Below are 19498 nucleotides of genomic sequence, written 5' to 3' on the forward strand. Positions count from 1 at the left end.
GCCGCTCCCGCGGCGCGAAGCGGCACCACCGGACCGCGATTCGGGCAGGGCATCAGCCAGGCTGGGGGTGAGCCGTCAGGCGGTGCACAAGAAGGACGGACGAAGATGAAGAGCGGCCCCTCCCCCGGCCCGCCCGCATCATCCGTCTCAGCCGCATTCTGAGGAGACACCCCGCATGTCATCCACCGCCGCTCCCGCGCGCCGTTCGCTGTTCCGCCGCGGAAGGCAGGACGGCCCTCGCGCCCGGATGCGCCATCTGCTCCCGTACATCTTCGAGCACCGCGGCGTGATCGCCGTCGTGATCGTGCTCAGCGTCGTCGGGGCGCTGGCGAGCCTTGCGCAGCCGCTCATCGTCGGCGAGGTGATAGCGCGGGTGCAGGCCTCCACGCCGCTGGGCGCGCTCGTCTGGCTGCTCGTCGCGCTGGTGGTCGCGGCATCCCTCATCTCCGGGTTCCAGCACTATCTGCTGCAGCGCACCGGCACCGCCGTCGTGTACTCCAGCCGCCGGCGTCTGATCGCCCGCATCCTGCACCTGCCGATCAGCGAGTTCGACGCCCGCCGCACTGGGGACCTCGTGTCGCGGGTGGGCACCGACACGACCCTGCTGTACGCGGTGCTCACGCAGGGGCTCGCGGATGCCGTGGGCAATGCGCTGATCTTCGTGGGCGCCCTCGTGGCGATGGCGATCATCGACCCGCTGCTGCTGGTGCTGATCCTCGTGGTGATCGGTGCGTCGGTCGCCGTGGTCGGCGCCCTGTCCGGCCGGATCCGGCGCGAGACGCGGGCGCAGCAGGAGAAGGTGGGCGAGCTGGCGTCCGGCGTGGAGCGGGCGGTGGGCTCGATCCGCACGATCCGCGCGGCAGGGGCGGCCGAGCGCGAACAGCGGGCGATCACGCAGGTGGCGGCCGAGACGTACGACATCGGCGTGCGGATAGCGAAGGCGTCGGCGCTCGTGGTGCCGATCGCGGGCATCGCGCTGCAGGTGTCGCTGCTCGTGGTGCTGGGCGTGGGCGGTTACCGGGTGGCATCCGGCGCCATCACCATCGCCGCCCTCATCACGTTCGTGATGTTCCTGTTCATGCTGATCCAGCCGCTGGGAACGTTCTTCGGCGCGATCATGTCGGTGAACCAGGCGCTGGGGGCGCTCGGCCGCATCCAGGAGGTGCTCGAGCTGCCGACCGAGACCGCGGAGGACGCCGCGACAGCGGCCCACGTCGCGAGCCGCCCCTCGGCCGAGCCGAGGATTTCGGCCGGGGCGAGGACCGGTTCCGGCCAAACCCTCCTCGCCTCGGCCGATCCCCTCGCCTGGGCCGAGGGGCAGAATGCGGGGGTCCCCGCGATCGAGTTCCGCGACGTGCGGTTCCGCTACCCCGCCGCCGTCGTCGAGGCCCGGCGCAAGACGGAGGCCGAGGCGCTCGCGCTGCTGGAGTCCGCCCGCGTCGACACGTCGGGGGTCGCGCTGCCGGATGCCGACGGCGAGGTGATGCGGGATGCCGACGGTGGGCGGCTGCGGGATGTCGACGGCGAAGTGCTGCACGGGGTGTCCTTCGCGGTGCCGCGCGGCTCGCGGGTGGCGCTGGTGGGCCCGTCCGGGGCCGGGAAGTCCACGACGCTCGCGCTCATCGAGCGGTTCTACGACCCCACCGCGGGCGCGATCCTCGTCGACGGCCGGGATGTGCGCACGATGCAGCGCGATGCGCTGCGCGCGCAGCTCGGCTACGTCGAACAGGACGCCCCGACGCTGGCCGGCTCGATCGCCGACAACCTGCGCCTGGCCTCACCGGAGGCATCCGACGCCGACTGCGAACGCGTGCTGCACGCGGTCAACCTCACCGAGGTGCTCGACCGCAGCCGGCTGGGGATCGACGCCCCGGTCGGCGAGGCCGGCGTGATGCTCTCCGGCGGCGAGCGTCAGCGCCTCGCCATAGCGCGGGCGCTGCTGGCCGCTCCCCCGATCCTGCTGCTGGACGAGTCGACGTCGTCGCTGGACGGCCTGAACGAGCAGCGCATGCGCGAGGCCATCGACGCCGTCGCCACCGGGCGCACCCTCGTGGTGATAGCGCACCGCCTGTCGACGGTCGTGGACAGCGACCTCATCGTGGTGATGGACCACGGCCGCATCGTCGGACAGGGCACGCACTCCGACCTCGTCGACTCCACACCCCTGTACCGCGACCTCGCGAAGCACCAGCTGCTGGTGTGACGCGGGCGCGGCATCCCGCCCCTCACCGGGAGGGAACGGGATGCCGTCGGCAGCCGGTCAGGACGCCGCGACGGCGTGCTTCAGGCGGTACCGCAGTGCGGACAGCTCGGCCTGCAGCGCCGCCGGCACCCGGCCGCCGAATGTCGCGTAGAACTGCTCGGTGAGGTCGGCCTCCTGCTGCCACGTGCGCGGGTCGACCGCGAAAAGCTCGCGCATATCGTCGTCGGAGACATCCAGCCCGTCGAGGTTCAGGTCCTCCGGCCGCGGCAGGCGTCCGATCGGGCTGTCCACCGCGCCGACCGTGCCGTCCACGCGGCGGATGATCCACTCGATCACGCGCGAGTTGTCGCCGAATCCCGGCCACAGGTACCGTCCGTCGGCGCCGCGGCGGAACCAGTTCACCTGGAAGATCCGCGGCGCCTTGTCGAACCGCATGCTCTGGCCCACCTTGAGCCAGTGCCCGAAGTAGTCGGCCATGTTGTAGCCGCAGAACGGGAGCATCGCGAACGGGTCGCGACGCAGCTCGCCCACGGTGCCCTCGGCGGCGGCGGTCCGCTCGCTGGAGATGTTCGACCCAAGGAACACGCCGTGCGTCCAGTCGGTGGCCTCCACGACCAGCGGCACGTTCGTGGCGCGGCGCCCGCCGAACAGGATGGCGTCCAGCGGGACGGCCTCCTCCCAGTCGGCGGCGATCTGCGGGCACTGCGCGGCGCTGACCGTGAACCGGGAGTTCGGGTGCGCGGCGGGGTGCCCGGACTCCGGCGACCACGGGTTGCCCTGCCAGTCGATGAGCCCCTCGGGCACCTCGTCGGTCAGGCCCTCCCACCACACGTCGCCGTCCGGGCGCAGCGCCACGTTCGTGAAGATCGTGTTGCCCCACAGCGTCTCCACCGCCGTGACGTTCGTGGACTGGCCGGTGCCCGGCGCGACGCCGAAGAACCCGGCCTCGGGGTTGATCGCCCACAGCCGTCCGTCCTCGCCCGGGCGCAGCCACGCGATGTCGTCGCCGAGCGTCTCCACCCGCCAGCCCGGGATCGTCGGGCGCAGCATCGCAAGGTTCGTCTTGCCGCACGCCGACGGGAACGCCGCCGCCACGTGGTACGCCTTGCCGGCCGGGTCGATGACGCGGATCAGCAGCATGTGCTCGGCGAGCCATCCCTCGTTGCGGCCGATCACCGACGCTATCCGCAGTGCGAAGCACTTCTTCGCGAGGATCGCGTTCCCGCCGTATCCGGACCCGTACGAGTACACCTCGAGCGTGTCGGGGAAGTGCACAATGTACTTCTCGTCGCTGCACGGCCACGTGACATCCCGCTGCCCGGGCTCCAGCGGCGCCCCCACCGAGTGCACGGTGCGCACCCACGGCGCACCGTCCGCGATGAGCCGGGTGACGCTGGCGCCGACCCGGGTCATGATGCCGATGGATGCCACGGCGTACGCGCTGTCGGTGACCTGCACGCCGATGTGCGACAGCGGTCCGCCGACGGCGCCCATCGAGAACGGGATGACGTACATGGTGCGTCCGCGCATCGACCCGGCGAACACGCCGTTCAGCGTCTGACGCATCTGGTCCGGATCGGCCCAGTTGTTCGTGGGGCCGGCGTCCTCCTCCTTGGCGGAGCAGATGAACGTGCGGGCCTCGGTGCGCGCGACGTCCTTCGGGTCCGAGCGGGCCAGGTACGATCCGGGCCGCCACTCCGGGTTCAGCTTTATGAGCTTGCCCTCGCCGACCATCTCGCGCATCAGGGCGTCGTTCTCGGCGCGGGAGCCGTCGATCCAGTGGATCCGGTCCGGGCGGGTGAGGGCGGCGATCTCGTCCACCCAGTCCACGAGGGCCTTCATGCCGGGCCCGTCGATGTCGGGGCGGCGGCCGAGCTCGTGCACGTCGCGCACGGTGCGGTGACCGTTCGGGGCGGTACGGGTGAAGGATTCGGCGAGGGCCATGGCTGCTCCCATCAGTCGGCGGTCGGACGGATGCTGGCGATCAGATCGCCGGTGTTCCCACCCTTTCAAGCGATCCCGGCGTCTTTCCGGGCCACCCGGTGAAAAGAATCAGGGTTCTTTCGCTATCATCAAGGAATGGCGTCCTCTGTCGAACTGACCACGCTGGGCCACCGGATCCGGCACCATCGCGTGTCGCGGGGGCTGACGCTCGACGAGCTGGGCGCCCAGGTCGGCGTGGCCGGCAGCCACCTGAGCCTGATCGAGAACGGCAAGCGCGAGCCGAAGCTTTCGCTGCTGCAGGAGATAGCCCGCGCCACCGGCACCGATGTCACCGATCTGCTGTCCTCCGAGCCGCCCAATCGGCGTGCGGCGCTGGAGATCGAGCTGAACCGCGCGCAGGCCAGTCCGGTGTTCCGGCGCCTGGGGATCCCGCCGATCAAGGTCACGAAGGGCACCAGCGACGAGATGCTCGAGTCGGTGCTCGGGCTGCACCGGGAGCTGCAGCGCCGCGAGCGCGAGGCGATAGCGACGCCCGAGGAGGCCCGCCGCGCGAACACCGAGCTGCGGCTGCTGATGCGCACGCGCGACAACTACCTGCCCGACATCGAGCAGCTCGCGGAGAAGCAGCTGAAGGCGGCCGGGCACACGTCGGGGGCGCTCACGCACCGCACCGTGAGCATCATGGCCGAGCAGCTGGGCTTCGAGCTGATCTACGTGAACGACCTCCCGCACTCGGCGCGGTCGGTGACGGACCTGGAGAACGGGCGCATCTACCTGCCGCCCGCATCGATCCCCGGGGGGCACGGGCTGCGGTCGATGGCGCTGCAGGCGATGGCGCATCGGCTGCTGGGCCACAAGCCGCCCACCGACTACGCGCACTTCCTCAAGCAGCGCCTCGAGATCAACTACTTCGCCGCGTGCTGCCTGATGCCGCAGACGGCGGCGGTCGGGTTCCTGCAGCAGGCGAAGAAGGAGCGCAACCTCGCGGTGGAGGACTTCCGCGACGCGTTCGGCGTCACGCACGAGGCGGCGGGTATGCGGATGACGAACCTGCTGACCGCGCACCTGGGCATCCCGCTGCACTTCCTGCGCGTGGACGGCGCCGGCGCCATCTCCCGGGTGTACGAGAACGACGACCTGCCGCTGCCGATGGACGTGACCGGGGCGGTGGAGGGGCAGATAGTGTGCCGCAAGTTCTCCGCCCGCTCCGCGTTCGCGGAGCAGAACCGCACGACCGAGCACTACCAGTACACGGACACCCCGGCGGGGACGTACTGGTGCGCGACGCAGACCGGCGCCACCGCCGACGGGGAATTCTCGATCACCGTCGGTGTGCCGTTCGACGACGCGAAGTGGTTCCGCGGGCGCGAGACGCCCGGCCGGGCGAGCTCGACATGCCCGGACGATGCGTGCTGCCACCGGCCGGACGCCGCGCTGACGGCGCGCTGGGCGGGCAATGCGTGGCCGAGCGCCCGCGTGCACATGCAGATGTTCAGTCCGCTGCCGCGCGGCGCGTTCCCCGGCGTGGATGACAGCGAGGTGTACGCGTTCCTGGATCGCCACGCGGCGGAGTAGTGAGGATGCCGCAGGTCACCCCGCGATGAACCGGGCGTAGCGGTCCAGCGCCGCCGCCACCTCCTCACCGGTCGCCGCGCGCGGCGCGAGCAGATCCGGCACCGGGTCGTCGGCGTGCCGTCCGGCGGCCACCGAGTGCGTCCACACGCCGACCACGCGCCCGCGCGCGAGCAGGAGAGGACGCACCAGCCCGTTCGCGCCGGGCCCCACCGCCCCGGCGAGCTCCGGCGGACACACCGGCGAGCGGTCGGCGTAGGAGAGGTAGTACTCGTCGAACGGGGCGAGCGCGATCACGTCCGGCGCCGACCGATGCCGGCGCGGACGATCCGGAGCCATGTACGCCCCGTCGTCCACCTCCACCAGCCGGTCGGCCGCCGCCGCGGCCGCCTCCCGCGCGAGCCCGAGCGGCAGCCCCGCCCACCAGGCGAAGTCCGCGGCGCGCGCGGGCCCGTGCCCGTCGACATAGCGCACGAAGAGCTCGACGAGCGGATCCGCCGGATGGGCGGAGTCGGCGATCCACTCGTCGGCGAGCACGAAGCACTGCTCGCGCGTCGGTACGGAACCGGCGCCCCGCGCGACGACCGGCCCCTGCACGAGCACACCGGCGACGCTCAGCGCGTATAGCAGGTGGTAACCGCGTTGGCCGGTCGGCGGGATCCCGGACACTTCCAGCAGGGCGAAGATCTCGGCACGCGTCATCCGGCCCCCGCCGACCAGGGCACCCACGATCGCGCGCTCGGCACGGCCGACCGCGTCGGGCTCCAGCCCGAGCGCGCGGCGACGCGAGTCGGCCTGCCGCGCCTGCCGGGCGCCGGTCACCTGCAGCATCCAGGCCAGATCCCGTGCGGGGACGATGTGGATCGTGCCGCGCATCGTCCACGAGCGCACGAGGTGCCCGGCGTCGAAGGCGGCATCCACGGCGGCAAGCCCCGGGGCACCGCGGGTCCGCGACGCCAGCGCCCAGCGTCCGCCCCGGAACTCCTGCGCCTGCACGGCCAGCATGTGGGCGGCGGCGTCCTGCACGGTGGCCGCCGGGGCGGACAGCCGATGCGAGCGCAGACGCTCGGCGAGCAGGCGATGCGGGGTCACCGGTCCATCCTGACGTGCCGCACCGACATCCCCAACGCCGCGATCATCACGCGTAGACGATGCCGCCCTCCACGTCGGCGCGGATCTCGGTCCCGACCGTGCGGGCCAGCAGGTCGTCGAGCCGGTCCAGCGGACCGATCAGCGCGCGCCCACCCGACCGTGCGACGCGGATTGCCGCCTCGACCTTCGGCTGCATCGAGCCCTCCGCGAATGCCAGCTCGGCAACGGCATCTGCCGACGCGGTGAGGATGTCGCGCTGTTGGGGCGTGCCCCAGTTCTCGCTGACGAAGTCGCCGTCGGTGAGCATGATCAGGGTGTCCGCGCGCAGCTCGGCGGCCAGCGCCGCACTTGCCAGGTCCTTGTCGACCACCGCCTGCATCCCCGTCTGCCGATGGCCCTGCGCATCGACCTTCACCGGGACCCCGCCACCGCCCACGCACACGACGAGGTGACCGCTCTCCAGCAACAGACGCACCAGCGGCGCCTGCACGACCCGGACGGGATTCGGCGATGGCACCACACGCCGGAACGCCGAACCGTCCCGGGCGATGGTCCAGCGGTACGCCGCCGCGGCCTCCGCGGCATCCTCCGCCGAATAGGTCGGGCCGATCAGCTTCGTCGGTCGCTCGAAGGCGGGGTCGTGCTCGTCCACCACGGTCGTGGTGATGACGGCAGCGACCTCACGCCGGCCGGCGAGGGCGTTGGAGAGCTCCTGCTGCACCACGTATCCGATCATGCCCTGCGTCTCGGCACCCAGGATGTCCAACGGGTACGCGGCGACATCCTGGTAGGCGAGATTCTGCAGCGCCAGCAAGCCGACCTGGGGTCCGTTGCCGTGCGTGATCACGAGTTCGTTCTCGTCGGCGAGTCCGGCCAGCGCCCGGCACGTCGACCGCACGTTCTCCCGCAGCCGATCCGCGGTCATCGGCTCACCCCGGCGGGCGAGGGCGTTCCCGCCCAGTGCGACCACGACGCGCATTGCCGCCTCCTTCGCAGGACCGGCCTGGCCCTGATCGTCCCTAATGGTATACTATATCCCGCATGAGCGTCGCCGCTGCGGTTCACCCCCTGCATGACTCGCCGGCGATCACGCGCGCACTCACGATCGATGTCACCCTCGCGCATCGACTGCGGCGCGGACCCCGGCGGGCGCGCGTGCATTCGGTGTTCCACCACGTCGTGAACCTCAGCACCCGGACGGGTCGCCTGATCGCCCTGTCCGCCCGCTCGCTCGACGATGCACCCTGGTCGGTCCGCGTGGATGTCGCGGACTGGGCCGTCCCCGCGGTGCACGCGGGCGAGCCCGCCGTCCTGACGGCGTCCGACATCCGACTCCCCGGCCGCCGCATCCTCATCGACGGGGCCCGCCACTGGCGTCCCCGCCTTCCATCGCTGCCACTGGACACGTCCGTGACGCGCGATCGAATCCGGGAGCTCGAGCACCTCCTCGGCGCCGCCGGCGACCCCGGTGCCGACGGCCGCAGGCGGGCCGGCGACGCGTTCGCACACGCGTCCGCCGCCCGGCTGCGTGCCGCACGCACGGCCGCGGTGCGCGCCGAGCTCGCAGGCGACCGCGGGGCGGCGACCGCCGCCGTGGTGGAGATGCTGGGACTCGGGCCGGGGCTGACCCCGGCCGGGGACGACATGCTGGTGGGAATGGCGCTCGTGGCCGCCTGCCCGAACAGCGGCATCACGGTGCTGCCGTGGGCGATCGTCGACGCGCTGGCGCGCCACCCGCACCGCACCACCGACCTCAGCCGCACGACGCTGCACGAAGCGGTGCGGGGGCGGGCGCGGCAATCGCTCATCGACCTCCTCGAAGGGTCATGCCGGCCTCCGGCAGGAACTGCGGACGATGTGCACCTCCGACTGGAGAAGGTGCTCGGCATCGGGCACACCTCGGGCAGAGACCTCGCATCCGGCATCCTCACCGGACTGCGGCTGGCAAGCGAACGGAGAGGCAGCGCGTGAGCGTCACGACACTGATCAAGAAGAACACCTATGTCGACTCGGTGTCGCTGATGTCGATCTCGACCCGGGCCAATGACATCGCCGGCGTCGAGCAGGCGTTCGTGGCGATGGCCACCGAGATGAACAAGGCTGTGCTGTCCGACCTCGACCTGCTCTCGCCGGAGCTTGCGGACGCCGGCGGCAGCGATCTGATGATCGTCGCGGTGACGGCCCCGGACGTCGACCGTGACCAGACGCTCGCTCAGATCGAGGCGCTGCTGGCGCGCCGTGGGCCGGTCGGCGACGAGGCCGCCTCACCCCCGCGCACCCTCGGCGCGGCGGTGGCCTCCGATCCCGACGCGAACCTCGCCGTCATCGCCGTGAACGGCGCCTACGCGGCGCGCGAGGCACGGGCGGCGCTCGAGAACGACCTGCACGTCCTGCTCTTCAGCGACAACGTGTCCGTCGACGACGAGATCGCCCTCAAGACGCTCGCCCACGAGAAGGGCCTGCTCATGATGGGCCCCGACTGCGGGACCGCGATCATCAACGGCACCGCCCTGTGCTTCGCCAACGCCGTGCGGCGCGGCCCGATCGGAATCGTGGCGGCCAGCGGCACGGGCTCCCAGGAGGTCAGCGCCCGCATCCACGAGCTCGGCGGCGGCGTCTCGCAGCTGATCGGCACCGGCGGGCGGGACCTGTCCGCAGCGGTCGGCGGGATCACGATGACCGACGGCATCCGCGCCCTCGCCGCCGACGACCAGACGAAGGCGATCGTGCTGGTCTCCAAGCCCCCCGCACCCGAGGTGGAGAAGCGCGTGCTCGCCGAAGTCGCGACCGCCGGTAAGCCCGTCGTCGTCTACTTCATCGGCGGGTCCGAGGCGGCCGTCACCGCTGCCGGGGCCCGTTTCGCCGCCAGCAGCCAGGACGCCGCGCTGCAGGCGGTCCGGTTGACGGTGGACGCCGGCGCGGCGGTGCCCGCCCTCGACACGTCGGCCGTGGCATCCGTGCGTGCACGACTGCGTCCCGAGCAGCGTTACGCCCGCGGGCTGTTCTGCGGCGGCACACTGTGCGACGAGTCGATGTATGCCCTGCTGGATGCCGGGGAGGCCGTGTACAGCAACATCCAGAGGGACCCGGCCTTCCTGGTGCGCGCCGGCGACCCCGGTCGCGGCCACACGTTCCTCGACTTCGGGGACGATGAGTTCACCGCCGGGCGCCCGCATCCGATGATCGACCCGTCGCTGCGCCTGGAACGCCTGGTCGCAGAGGCGGCGGACCCCAGCGTTGCGGTCATCGTGATGGACTTCGTGCTGGGATTCGGCGCGCATGAGGATCCTGTGGGCGTGACGCTGCCGGCGATCGCGCAGGCGCGCGCGCAGGCCGCCGGCCGCCATCTCGAGATCGTGGGGTACGTGCTGGGCACCGACCGCGACACCCCCGCGCTGTCCGACCAGATCTCGGCACTGGAAGCGGCCGGGGTCACCGTCATGCACAGCAGCACTCAGACGGGCGCATACGTCGGCGCCGTCGTTCGGAAGGAGACCGCCGCATGAGCACCAGCACCGCCGCGCTGTTCTCGACCCCGCTGAGGGTCGTGAACCTCGGGCTGCAGATGTTCCACGATGACATCGCGTCCCAGAGCACGCCGGTCACGAGCGTCGACTGGGCACCGCCCGGCGGGGGCGACCCGGCCGTGATCGCGGCACTGGACGTGCTGGCCTCCGGCGACCTGCCCGAACGCATCGCTGCGGCCAATGCCGAAGCGCTCGAGCGCATCCTCGACGCCCGTCCCATGCTGATCGGCTACGGGCGCGCCCTGGATGTCGTGCCGGGGATGACACCCACCACGATCCTGCACGCCGGTCCGCCGGTCGCCTGGGAGCGCATGTCGGGGCCGATGCGCGGGGCGGTCACCGGCGCCCTCGTATTCGAAGGACTCGCGAAGGACATCGACGAGGCCGCCGAGGTCGCCGCCTCCGGGAAGATCACGTTCTCCCCCTGCCACGAACACCAGTCGGTCGGCTCCATGGCCGGTGTGACGTCGGCGTCGATGTACGTGCACATCGTCCGCAACGAGACACATGGCAACGTCGCGTACACGAATCTGTCCGAGCAGATGGCGAAGATCCTGCGGATGGGTGCGAACGATGCGAGCGTCATCGACCGGCTGATCTGGATGCGCGACGTGCTGGGGCCCATGCTGGCCGAGGCCATGCAGATCGGCGGACCGATCGATCTGCGCCTGATGCTGGCCCAGGCCGTCCATATGGGCGATGAGGCCCACAACCGCAACAGCGCGGGCACGCTCCTGCTCTTCCAGGCGCTAGCCCCGGCGCTCCTGCAGACGAACTTCACGACGCTGCAGAAGAAGGAGGTGTTCGACTTCATCGCAAGCTCGGACTACTTCTCCGGCCCGACCTGGATGGCTACGGCGAAGGCGGCCCTGGACGCCGCGAACGGTGTCGCCGAGTCCACCGTGGTGACCACCATGGCCCGCAACGGCGTCGAGTTCGGCATTCGCGTCGCCGGTCTTCCCGGCCAGTGGTTCACGGGACCCGCGCAAAAGGTCGTCGGACCCATGTTCGGCGGGTACAAGCCGGAGGACTCCGGTCTGGACATCGGGGACAGCGCCATCACCGAGACGTACGGCTTCGGCGGCTTCGCCATGGCCGCCGCCCCGGCGATCGTCGCGCTGGTCGGCGGCACCGTCGCCGAGGCCGTGGGCTACACCCGGCAGATGCGGGAGATCACCACGGCAGAGAATCCGAATGTCACGATCCCCGCCCTCGGCTTTGCGGGCCTGCCCAGCGGCATCGACGTGCGCAAGGTGATGGATGCCGGCATCCTTCCGGTGATCAACACCGCCATCGCCCACAAGGAGCCCGGCATCGGCATGATCGGCGCCGGCATCACGCATCCCCCAGTGGAGGCCTTCCAGAAGGCGACGATCGCGCTGGCGGATGCGTTGGCGTGAGCGCTTCGCGGCCGCGGCTACTCGAGCGCGTCGCCCGCGCGATAGCGCGCCAGCTCCGGCACCGCCACGACGACCACCGCCACACACGCCACCAGGATCAGCCCGCAGAAGAATGTGGTCGCCGCCACGCCGGCGGACTGGGCGATAATCCCCAATCCGGCCGCGGCGACCGGAGTGATGCCGATGGCCAGCTCCTGGACGCCCATGGCCCTGCCCTGCGCCCGCGAGGGTGTCACCATCAGCAGCAGGGTGGTCTGGTAGATCACGAACGGAGCCGAGGCCAGCCCGATGCCGCCCAGCAGCAGGAATGACAGCCACGGCTCGCGCGAGAGCGCGAACAGCGCCCAGAGCACCCCCCAGAGGATCGTGCCCCCGGCGAAGATCGCCCCCTGTCCGCGCACCTCCCCCAGCATCGCGATCGTCAACGACCCGATCATGCCGCCCACGCCCGCACAGGTGAGCATCATGCCCAGCCCCGCGGCATCCATCCCCAGGATCTGCTCGGCGAACACCGGCATGAACGACTGGAACACCGGCCACAGCAGCATGTTGGCGAACAGGGTGATCAGCATCACGCTCAGTGCGACCGGGCTGCGGCCGATCGCCGCGAACCCGCCCACGATCATCCGCCACGGCGATTCGTGGTGCGCGGCGATGCCTGCGGTGGTGGCGCGCATGAGCCAGAGCGCGGTCAGCGCGACCGCGTACCACGCGGAAGACAGCGCCAGCGCCGCCGGTGCGCCCAGCACACCGATCAGCGCTCCTCCGATCGCCGGCCCCACCATTTGAGATGCGCTCATCGCCAGCGCATTCAACGCGTTCGCGTTACTGAGGTTGTCCCGTCCGACCAGGTCGAACACCAGCGCCGCGCGCGCCGGCTGCGCGGGCGCCTGAGCCATGCCCAGGACCAGACCGGCGGCCATCAGCACGCCCACCCCGGCCGCCCCGGCGAACGCGATCGCCGCCACAGCCGCGATCGCGGCCAGCGCCAGCACGTTCGCGAGGATCACCAGCCGTCTCCGGTCGAAGCGGTCCGAGAGCATGCCCCAGAACGGGCCGAGCAGCAGCGGCGCGAACCGGAATGTCGTGAACAGCGCGAGCAGGAATGCCGAGCCGGTCAGCTCGAACACCATCCACCCCAGAATCATCGTCTGGGTCCACACGCCCCCGAAGAAGCAGACGCTCGAGATCCACAGCAGTCGGAACTGAGGGCTCACCCGCAGCGATCTGACCGCACGCAGCGAATCCCGCCGATTCCGTCCGCGCACCCGGCCCGCTCCTGCCTCGGCGACCTCCGGCCCGCCGCCGTGGCCGGCGTCGGCGGCGCGACCGCTCAGCGCCCGGCCGTCGCGGGCGCCGTCGTCCACCTCGCGACGCCTCGACCCGCGGCCGTCATGCGACCACCTTCTCGTGCTCCTCGCGGCTGGGACCGCCCACATGCAGCGGGAAATGGCAGGCGGCCAGGTGGGCGGACTCCTCCGGACCCCGCATCGCCGGCTCCTCCCGCGCGCACAGTTCCTGCGCCATCGGGCACCGCGTGCGGAATCGACAACCGCTGGGCGGGTTGCTCGGCGAGGGCAGCTCGCCGTGCATGCGCAGCGGCGCAGAAGGGGTGCGTCCAGGCACCGCGTCAAGCAGGACCCGCGTGTAGGGGTGCCGCGGGGCCCGGAACACCTGCTCGGCGTCGCCGAGCTCGCAGAGCTTGCCGAGGTACATGACGGCGACGCGGTCGCTGATATGGCGCACCACCGAAAGATCGTGCGAGACGAAGATGTAGCTCAGCCCCAGCTCGCCCTTGATGCGCTCGAGCAGATTGATGATCTGCGCCTGCACCGACACATCCAGTGCCGAGACGGGCTCGTCGCACACCACGAGCTTCGGGCTCAGCGCGATCGCCCGGGCGATCGCCACCCGCTGCGCCTGGCCACCGCTGAGCTGACGTGGGAAGCGCGGGCCGTGCACAACGGGGTCGAGTCCGACCAGGTCCAGCAGTTCGGCCACCCGCGCCCTGCGCTGGGCGCGGGTGAGCGTCGTCTCCAGACGCAGCGGCTCGTCAAGGGACTTCTCCACAGACCACCGGGAGTCCAGCGACGACATGGCATCCTGGAAGATCATCTGGGTGCTGCGCCTGGCGGCGCGCTGACGAGCGCCGCGCAGCCGGCTGAGGTCCTCGCCGTCGAGGACGACGCGCCCCGCGGTGGGCCGGGTGACACCGAGGATCGAGCGCACCAGCGTCGACTTGCCGCTGCCGGTCTCGCCGACGATGCCCAGCGTCTCGCCACGGCCCAGGGTGAACGACACGTCGGCGACCGCCTGCACGCGCTCGCGGGAGCCCACCGAGAACGTCTTGACCAGGTTCTGCACCGTCAGCAGCGGCGTCGTGTCAGGCGCGGTCATCGGAGCCTCCATCGGTGAGCGGGTGCCAGCAGCGGTACCGGTGGTCGGCGGCGCCGTCCACCGGTGGATCGGCCGACCTGCACACGTCGGTCGCGAACCGGCAGCGCGGCGCGAACGCGCACCCCACGGGGAGGCTGCGCAGGTCCGGCGGGCGACCTTCGATCACCGGCAGCTCAGAGTGCGGCGGTGACTCCGGCTGCGGAACGGCGGTCATCAGCGCCCGCGTGTAGGGCATCAGCGGGCGATTGATCACGGCGCTGACCGGACCGTCCTCCACCACTCGTCCGGCGTACATCACGGCCACCCGGTCGGCGTGGTCCTCAGCGATCCGGATGTCATGGGTCACCAGCACCACGGCCGTGTCATGGCCGCGCTGCAACTCGCCCAGCAGACGCAGGATCTCCGCCTGGGTGGTCACATCCAGCGCCGTGGTCGGCTCGTCGGCGAGCAGGACCCGGGGCGCACAGCTGAGCGCTATCGCTATCACGATGCGCTGGCGCATGCCGCCGGAGAGCTGATGCGGGTATTCATCGAAACGCCGCGCGGCGTTGGGTATCTGCACCTGATCGAGCAGCTCCATCGCGCGGGCTTTCACCTGCACGCCGCTCAGATCACGGCGATGGATGCGGATCGCCTCGGCGATCTGCGTGCCCACCTTCATCGTCGGGTTCAGCGACCGCAGCGGGTTCTGGAACACCATGCCGATCTCACTGCCGCGGATCCGGCGCCACTGGCCCTCGTCCAGATCGGTCACGTCACGCCCGCCGATGAGGATGGAGCCCCCGGACACGTGCCCGCCCGGCGGCAGCAGACCCATGGCGGCCTTCGCGGTCATCGACTTCCCGGCGCCGGACTCCCCCACCAGTGCCAGCATCGCGCCGGGCTCCACGGTGAGGGACACACCGTTGACAACACTGGCTCCGCCGAGCTGCACATGCAGATCCCGCAATTCGAGGGCCGCCGCGACGTCCTCGCGCCGCGGGGAGGCCACCGTCTCCATATGTGTGCTCATCGTTCATCCCTCGCTTGCCGCAGCGATTCGCCGAGCAGGTTCAGCGCACCGATCGTCACGAACAGGAACAGGCCCGGAACCAGGACCACCCACGGCTGGTCACCCAGGGACTGCTGGCCGCTGGCCATCATGTTGCCCCAGCTGGGCGCCGGCGGGCGGATCCCCAGACCGAGGAAGCTCAACGTCGCCTCGATGATCATCGCGGTGCCGCATTGCAGGATCGCGAACGTCAGCAGCGGCGAGGAGATGTTCGGGATGATGTGGCGGCGGATGATCGTGGATTCGGAGACGCCGGCCAGCCGTGCGGCGACGATGAACTCCTCCTTGCGCGCCGACAGTGTCGAGGCCCGCGCGATCCGCGCGGTGGCCGGGATCAGGAAGATCGACACCGCGTAGATCTCGTTCACGAGGCTCGGCCCGAGGTAGGCGGCGATTGTCAGTGCGAGGATCAGCGCGGGGAAGGCGAGCAGCACGTCGAACACCCAGCCCAGGATCTTCTCGGCCCACCCGCCCCGGTAGCCGGCCACCATGCCGAGGATCCCGCCGACGACCAGCCCGATCAGGGTGGCGCCGACCCCGACGATGAACGAGACGCGCCCGCCGTGCAAAGTGCGCGAGAGCATGTCGTTGCCCAGCGGGTCCGTTCCCAGCAGATGACCCGGAGACAGCGGGGGCAGGCGTGCGTCCGACAGCGACCCGCCCGAGGCCGGCGCCAGAGGCAGAACCTGAGGGAGGATGAAGCACGCGATCACCATGGCGATCAGCACCGCGGACGCTATCTGCGTCTGGTTGATCCGCCAGCGGCGTCGCAGCGGGCGGCGCGCCGGCGGCGGGACGGCGAGGGAGCGGGTATCAGGCGTCAGCGTGATCATGGCGGATCCTTGGGTCGACGACTCCATACAGCATGTCGATGACGACATTGACGACGACGACGCTGGTGGCGATGAACACCACAACGCCGAGCACGACGGGCACGTCGCGCGAGGTGATGCTCTGGATCAGCAGGAGCCCGACTCCGGGAACGCCGAAGATGCTCTCGACGACCACGGAGCCGCCCACCAGCAGGCTCGTTGTCAGGCCCACCATCGTCATCATCGGGAACAACGAGTTGCGCAGCACGTGGCGGAACAGGATCGTCCGCCGCGCAACCCCCTTGGCACGTGCGGTGGTCACATAGTCCTCACGAGTGAGCTGCTCCACCATGTCGGCGCGCAGCAGCCGGGAGAAGTACGCGAACGGCGTCGCCGCCAGAGTGAGCGCCGGAAGGAACGCCGTCATGAGGTTGCCGATCGGGTCCTGTGAGAACGGGACCCACCCCGACACCGGGAACGCGCGCACCGCGATCGCCAGCACGAGGATCAGCAGCAGCCCGACCAGGAACGACGGTGTCGCCAGGAACGAGAAGCTGAGCATCCCCAGGATCCGGTCCAGGATGCCGCCGGGGCGGCGGGCTGCGAGCACGGCGGTGGGGATCGCGCACACTATCGCGATCGCCAATGCGAGCACCACCAGCTCCAGCGTCGCGGGGATCCGCTGGGACACGGCGTCCCACACCGGCTGCTGGTTCACCAGCGAGGATCCCAGGTCGCCCTGCAGGGCGGCACCGAGCCAGGCCAGGAAGCGCTGGGGCAGCGGCTGGTCCAGGCCCAGCTGCGCGGTCAACGCCGCGATCTGCTCGGGCGTGGCCTGGTCGCCCAGCACGGCGGCCGCGACGTTGCCGGGCAGCGCATTGATCAGGAAGAAGGTGAGCAGGCTCACGCCCAGAACGACTCCGACCAGCCTGGCGAGCCGGCCCGGCAGTCTCTTCACGACATCACGCACCTGCTCACCTCCTTCCTTCTCGTCACCGGATCACTTGGCCGACACCCACGCACCGTTGAGGTAGAAGATGTCGGTGACCAGGTACTGGATGCCGTGGATGCGCTGGTTCTGCAGGCGCATCACCGGGTAGTCCGAGACGTACACGGTCGCGGCCACTTCCCCCATGCGCTGGGCGACCTGCCGGTAAATGTCCTTGCGCGCGTCGGCACCGGCCGTGGTGCGGCCCTTGGCGAACAGGCCGTCCAGTTCGGCGTCGTGCAGTCCGCTGGGGTTCGCGCCGGCCGTGCTGTCGAAGAACGGACGCACATAGTTGTCCGGATCCGGCAGACCGGGGATCACGAACCAACCAGCCTCGTAGTTGTGCGAGAAGACGTCCGCGATCTTCTTGGACGGCTCGACGGCGTCGATCTTCATGTCGATCCCGGCCTTGGCCATCATGGCCTGGACGGCGGCCGCCTGCTGCAGGAAATCGGTGGAGTTGGACACCTTGACCGAGAACGACAGACCGCCGATCTCGCTGACGAGCTTCTTGGCCTCGTCCAGGTCGTACGACGGGTACGAGTCGACGGTCTGTCCGGGGGAGGCCCACGATCCCTCGGCGATCATGCTCTCGGTCGGCTTGAAATAGCCGAAGAACAGCGACTTCGACAGCGCCTGCTGATCGATCGCGTGGCCGACCGCCCGCCGTGCCCGCACGTCGTCGAACGGCGGCTTGGTGGTGTTCAGCATCAACTGGTTGACACTGAGGGCCGGGCTCTTCCGGAGCGTGAACGCGGCATCGTCCTTGACGGCGTTGGCCTGCTGCGGCGCCACGAAGTCCATGACGTCGGCGCCGCCGGATTTCAGCGTCTGCAGTGCGGAGTCCGCCGATCCGAGCGCGCGGTAGGTGACCGAATCGAGGTAGGGCTCGCCCTTGACCCAGTAGTTCGGGTTCTTCACGAGCTTGATCTGCTGACCGACCACTTGCGAGTCGAGCATGAACGGTCCGGCGCCCACCGGGTGCAGCCCGTATTCGGCGCCCCACTTCTTCACCGCGGTCGGCGACGCCATCAGCCCCACCGAGGTGGTGGCCAGCGCCGAGGGCAGGGCCTCGTCGGGTTCGCTGAGCTTGACCACAGCGGTGTGCTCGTCGACGACCTGCACCGTGATGTCCTGTGGCAGGTTGCCGCCCTCACCGGCACGCTGGTTCGGGTCGACCTGGCGTTCCAGGTTGAACTTGACCGCCTCCGCATTGAACGGGGTCCCGTCGCTGAAGGTGACCCCTTCCTGGAGATGGAACGTCCAGGAGAGCCGGTCCGGGCTGGTCTCGTATGACTTGGCCAGCCAGGGCACGATCTTCCCATCCGGGGTCATCCGGAGCAGGCCATCGTAGATCGTGTTGATCAGCCCCTTGATCGGGGTCACTGCGGGCGCCGCGATGTCCAGATGCGCCCAGCTGCGGCCACTGATCACGAACGTGGCGTCCCCACCGGCGACGGGCTTGCCGTCGCCGGAGGATGCCGGTGCCGGGCCGGCGCCGCTGCACCCTGCCAGAAGCAGGGCCGCAGCCGTCACCAGCGCCGTTGCTGCCAGACGTACACGCATGTGTTTCTCCATTCGGGAGGAGGTGCCGAGGCGGGAATCCTCGACTTCTGAGGAATGGTATACAGTCGACCTACTCGTGTCAAGGATTCTCGGCAGGGGCATTTGGCAGGGTTCCGCTTCCCGGCGTCGCGCATTGCGTACAGTATCCCTTACGGGAAGCTAAATCCCAGCGGAGGAGATCTGACATGACGCAGCTGTCCGTCCATGGCCTGCCCCCGGGCGGCGACGACAACCAGCCCAACCTCGGAGCCCGGCATCAGCCTCTGCGGGAGCAGGTGCGCGACCTGATCCGGGATCGCATCGTCCGAGGTCAACTGGCGCCGGGCAACCGCCTGGTCGAGCGCACGCTCGCAGAGGAGCTGGGCGTCTCCCGCGTGCCGGTGCGAGAAGCACTGAATCTCCTCAAAGGGGAGGGCTTCGTCCAGGACGTGCCCCGCCGCGGCGTCATCGTGACGACGCTGTCGCGCGAGGACATCGACGACCTCTTCGAGGTGCGCGAGGCGCTCGAGGTGCAGGCCGCTCGCCTGGCCTGCCTGCGCGCGACCCAGGACGAGGTGGAGTATCTCGTCGGCATCGCCGATCGCGCGCAGCAGGCGCGCGACAGCGGGGACTTCGCGGCGATCGCCGACCTCAACGAGGCGTTCCACGATGCGATCCCCCGGCTCGCCCACAACCGCACGCTGGCCACCACCCTCGAGCCCCTGGAGGGCCGGCTGCACTGGGTGCTCCGCCAGAACCGCTCCCCCGAATCCCTGATCCGGGAGCACTCCGAGCTCGCCGCCGCGATCGCCGCTCGTGACCCCGAGCGAGCCGCGGACGTCGCACGGCGACATGTGGAGTCCAGCCGGACGATCTGCCACGAGGTGATGTTCGCGAACGGGGAATGACCAGCGCCGGAAACGGACGGAGGCATGCCATCTCGGGCGTTTTGGGCTATCGCACTCTG

Annotated in this window: 15 protein-coding genes; 6 read left to right on the forward strand and 9 right to left on the reverse strand. The window is 70.3% G+C overall.

Annotation, left to right across the window (positions count from 1 at the left end; translation table 11 throughout):
• The first annotated feature begins 175 nt into the window (after positions 1-175).
• Complete coding sequence (locus GH740_RS06770; protein WP_153745307.1) at positions 176-2203, forward strand: ABC transporter ATP-binding protein; 2028 nt, start codon at positions 176-178, stop codon at positions 2201-2203.
• Between the two features lie 57 nt (positions 2204-2260).
• Here the strand turns inward: GH740_RS06770 and GH740_RS06775 are convergent, their stop codons facing one another.
• Positions 2261-4045 (reverse strand): phosphoenolpyruvate carboxykinase (GTP), encoded by a 1785-nt coding sequence (locus GH740_RS06775; RefSeq protein WP_253941308.1) that lies wholly within the window; start codon positions 4043-4045, stop codon positions 2261-2263.
• Positions 4046-4282: 237 nt separating this feature from the next.
• Between GH740_RS06775 and GH740_RS06780 the strand changes: the two genes are divergently transcribed.
• Complete coding sequence (locus GH740_RS06780) at positions 4283-5722, forward strand: XRE family transcriptional regulator (RefSeq protein ID WP_153745309.1); 1440 nt, start codon at positions 4283-4285, stop codon at positions 5720-5722.
• A 15-nt stretch (positions 5723-5737) separates the two neighbouring features.
• On the opposite strand, the gene GH740_RS06785 is transcribed toward GH740_RS06780, so the two are convergent.
• Entirely contained in the window at positions 5738-6811 is a 1074-nt protein-coding gene (locus GH740_RS06785) for a winged helix DNA-binding domain-containing protein (protein WP_367640935.1), read from the reverse strand.
• 46 nt (positions 6812-6857) lie between these two features.
• Positions 6858-7790 (reverse strand): carbamate kinase, encoded by a 933-nt coding sequence (locus tag GH740_RS06790; RefSeq protein WP_153745310.1) that lies wholly within the window; start codon positions 7788-7790, stop codon positions 6858-6860.
• 62 nt (positions 7791-7852) lie between these two features.
• On the opposite strand from GH740_RS06790, the gene GH740_RS13935 reads away from it, so the two are divergent.
• From GH740_RS13935 to GH740_RS06805, 3 genes are read left to right on the forward strand one after another with little or no spacing between them, the layout of a single operon-like run.
• The gene (locus GH740_RS13935; protein ID WP_153745311.1) at positions 7853-8782 is read left to right on the forward strand and encodes a DUF2877 domain-containing protein; all 930 of its coding nucleotides are present in this window, start codon (positions 7853-7855) and stop codon (positions 8780-8782) included.
• The gene (gene fdrA, locus GH740_RS06800; RefSeq protein ID WP_216644915.1) at positions 8779-10317 is read left to right on the forward strand and encodes an acyl-CoA synthetase FdrA; all 1539 of its coding nucleotides are present in this window, start codon (positions 8779-8781) and stop codon (positions 10315-10317) included. The genes GH740_RS13935 and fdrA overlap by 4 nt, the downstream gene beginning before the upstream one ends.
• Complete coding sequence (locus GH740_RS06805; RefSeq protein ID WP_153745313.1) at positions 10314-11738, forward strand: DUF1116 domain-containing protein; 1425 nt, start codon at positions 10314-10316, stop codon at positions 11736-11738. Before fdrA ends, GH740_RS06805 begins: the two co-directional genes overlap by 4 nt.
• 17 nt (positions 11739-11755) lie before the next feature.
• Here the strand turns inward: GH740_RS06805 and GH740_RS06810 are convergent, their stop codons facing one another.
• From GH740_RS06810 to GH740_RS06835, 6 genes are read right to left on the reverse strand one after another with little or no spacing between them, the layout of a single operon-like run.
• Entirely contained in the window at positions 11756-13105 is a 1350-nt protein-coding gene (locus tag GH740_RS06810; RefSeq protein WP_216644916.1) for an MFS transporter, read from the reverse strand.
• Between the two features lie 25 nt (positions 13106-13130).
• The gene (locus tag GH740_RS06815; protein ID WP_153745315.1) at positions 13131-14135 is read right to left on the reverse strand and encodes an ABC transporter ATP-binding protein; all 1005 of its coding nucleotides are present in this window, start codon (positions 14133-14135) and stop codon (positions 13131-13133) included.
• Positions 14122-15147, reverse strand: a complete 1026-nt coding sequence (locus GH740_RS06820) for an ABC transporter ATP-binding protein (RefSeq protein ID WP_153745316.1) — start codon at positions 15145-15147, stop codon at positions 14122-14124. The genes GH740_RS06815 and GH740_RS06820 overlap by 14 nt, the downstream gene beginning before the upstream one ends.
• Positions 15144-16019 carry an ABC transporter permease gene (locus GH740_RS06825; protein ID WP_153745317.1) on the reverse strand — a complete coding sequence of 292 codons (876 nt, stop codon included), beginning with the start codon at positions 16017-16019 and terminating at the stop codon, positions 15144-15146. The genes GH740_RS06820 and GH740_RS06825 overlap by 4 nt, the downstream gene beginning before the upstream one ends.
• The gene (locus GH740_RS06830; protein WP_216644917.1) at positions 16000-16968 is read right to left on the reverse strand and encodes an ABC transporter permease; all 969 of its coding nucleotides are present in this window, start codon (positions 16966-16968) and stop codon (positions 16000-16002) included. The genes GH740_RS06825 and GH740_RS06830 overlap by 20 nt, the downstream gene beginning before the upstream one ends.
• A 30-nt stretch (positions 16969-16998) precedes the next feature.
• Positions 16999-18552: an ABC transporter substrate-binding protein gene (locus GH740_RS06835; RefSeq protein ID WP_172978319.1), complete on the reverse strand. Its 1554-nt coding sequence runs from the start codon at positions 18550-18552 to the stop codon at positions 16999-17001.
• A 185-nt stretch (positions 18553-18737) separates the two neighbouring features.
• Here GH740_RS06835 and GH740_RS06840 point away from each other — a divergent pair, with 185 nt between their 5' ends.
• The gene (locus GH740_RS06840; protein ID WP_153745319.1) at positions 18738-19439 is read left to right on the forward strand and encodes a GntR family transcriptional regulator; all 702 of its coding nucleotides are present in this window, start codon (positions 18738-18740) and stop codon (positions 19437-19439) included.
• Positions 19440-19498 lie beyond the last annotated feature (59 nt).

It is taken from the genome of Microbacterium sp. SYP-A9085, from assembly GCF_009649635.1.
In the GTDB taxonomy this organism is placed as follows: Bacteria; Actinomycetota; Actinomycetes; order Actinomycetales; family Microbacteriaceae; genus Microbacterium.

What these genes read in the sequence shown, in the direction of transcription:
- GH740_RS06815 (WP_153745315.1), bottom strand. Translation starts at nt 14,135, where the DNA reads ATGACCGCGCCTGACACGACGCCGCTGCTGACGGTGCAGAACCTGGTC.
- GH740_RS06805 (WP_153745313.1), top strand. Translation starts at nt 10,314, where the DNA reads ATGAGCACCAGCACCGCCGCGCTGTTCTCGACCCCGCTGAGGGTCGTG.
- GH740_RS06770 (WP_153745307.1), top strand. Translation starts at nt 176, where the DNA reads ATGTCATCCACCGCCGCTCCCGCGCGCCGTTCGCTGTTCCGCCGCGGA.
- GH740_RS06820 (WP_153745316.1), bottom strand. Translation starts at nt 15,147, where the DNA reads ATGAGCACACATATGGAGACGGTGGCCTCCCCGCGGCGCGAGGACGTC.
- GH740_RS13935 (WP_153745311.1), top strand. Translation starts at nt 7,853, where the DNA reads ATGAGCGTCGCCGCTGCGGTTCACCCCCTGCATGACTCGCCGGCGATC.
- GH740_RS06835 (WP_172978319.1), bottom strand. Translation starts at nt 18,552, where the DNA reads ATGCGTGTACGTCTGGCAGCAACGGCGCTGGTGACGGCTGCGGCCCTG.
- GH740_RS06775 (WP_253941308.1), bottom strand. Translation starts at nt 4,045, where the DNA reads ATGAAGGCCCTCGTGGACTGGGTGGACGAGATCGCCGCCCTCACCCGC.
- GH740_RS06780 (WP_153745309.1), top strand. Translation starts at nt 4,283, where the DNA reads ATGGCGTCCTCTGTCGAACTGACCACGCTGGGCCACCGGATCCGGCAC.
- GH740_RS06790 (WP_153745310.1), bottom strand. Translation starts at nt 7,790, where the DNA reads ATGCGCGTCGTGGTCGCACTGGGCGGGAACGCCCTCGCCCGCCGGGGT.
- GH740_RS06825 (WP_153745317.1), bottom strand. Translation starts at nt 16,019, where the DNA reads ATGATCACGCTGACGCCTGATACCCGCTCCCTCGCCGTCCCGCCGCCG.
- GH740_RS06840 (WP_153745319.1), top strand. Translation starts at nt 18,738, where the DNA reads ATGACGCAGCTGTCCGTCCATGGCCTGCCCCCGGGCGGCGACGACAAC.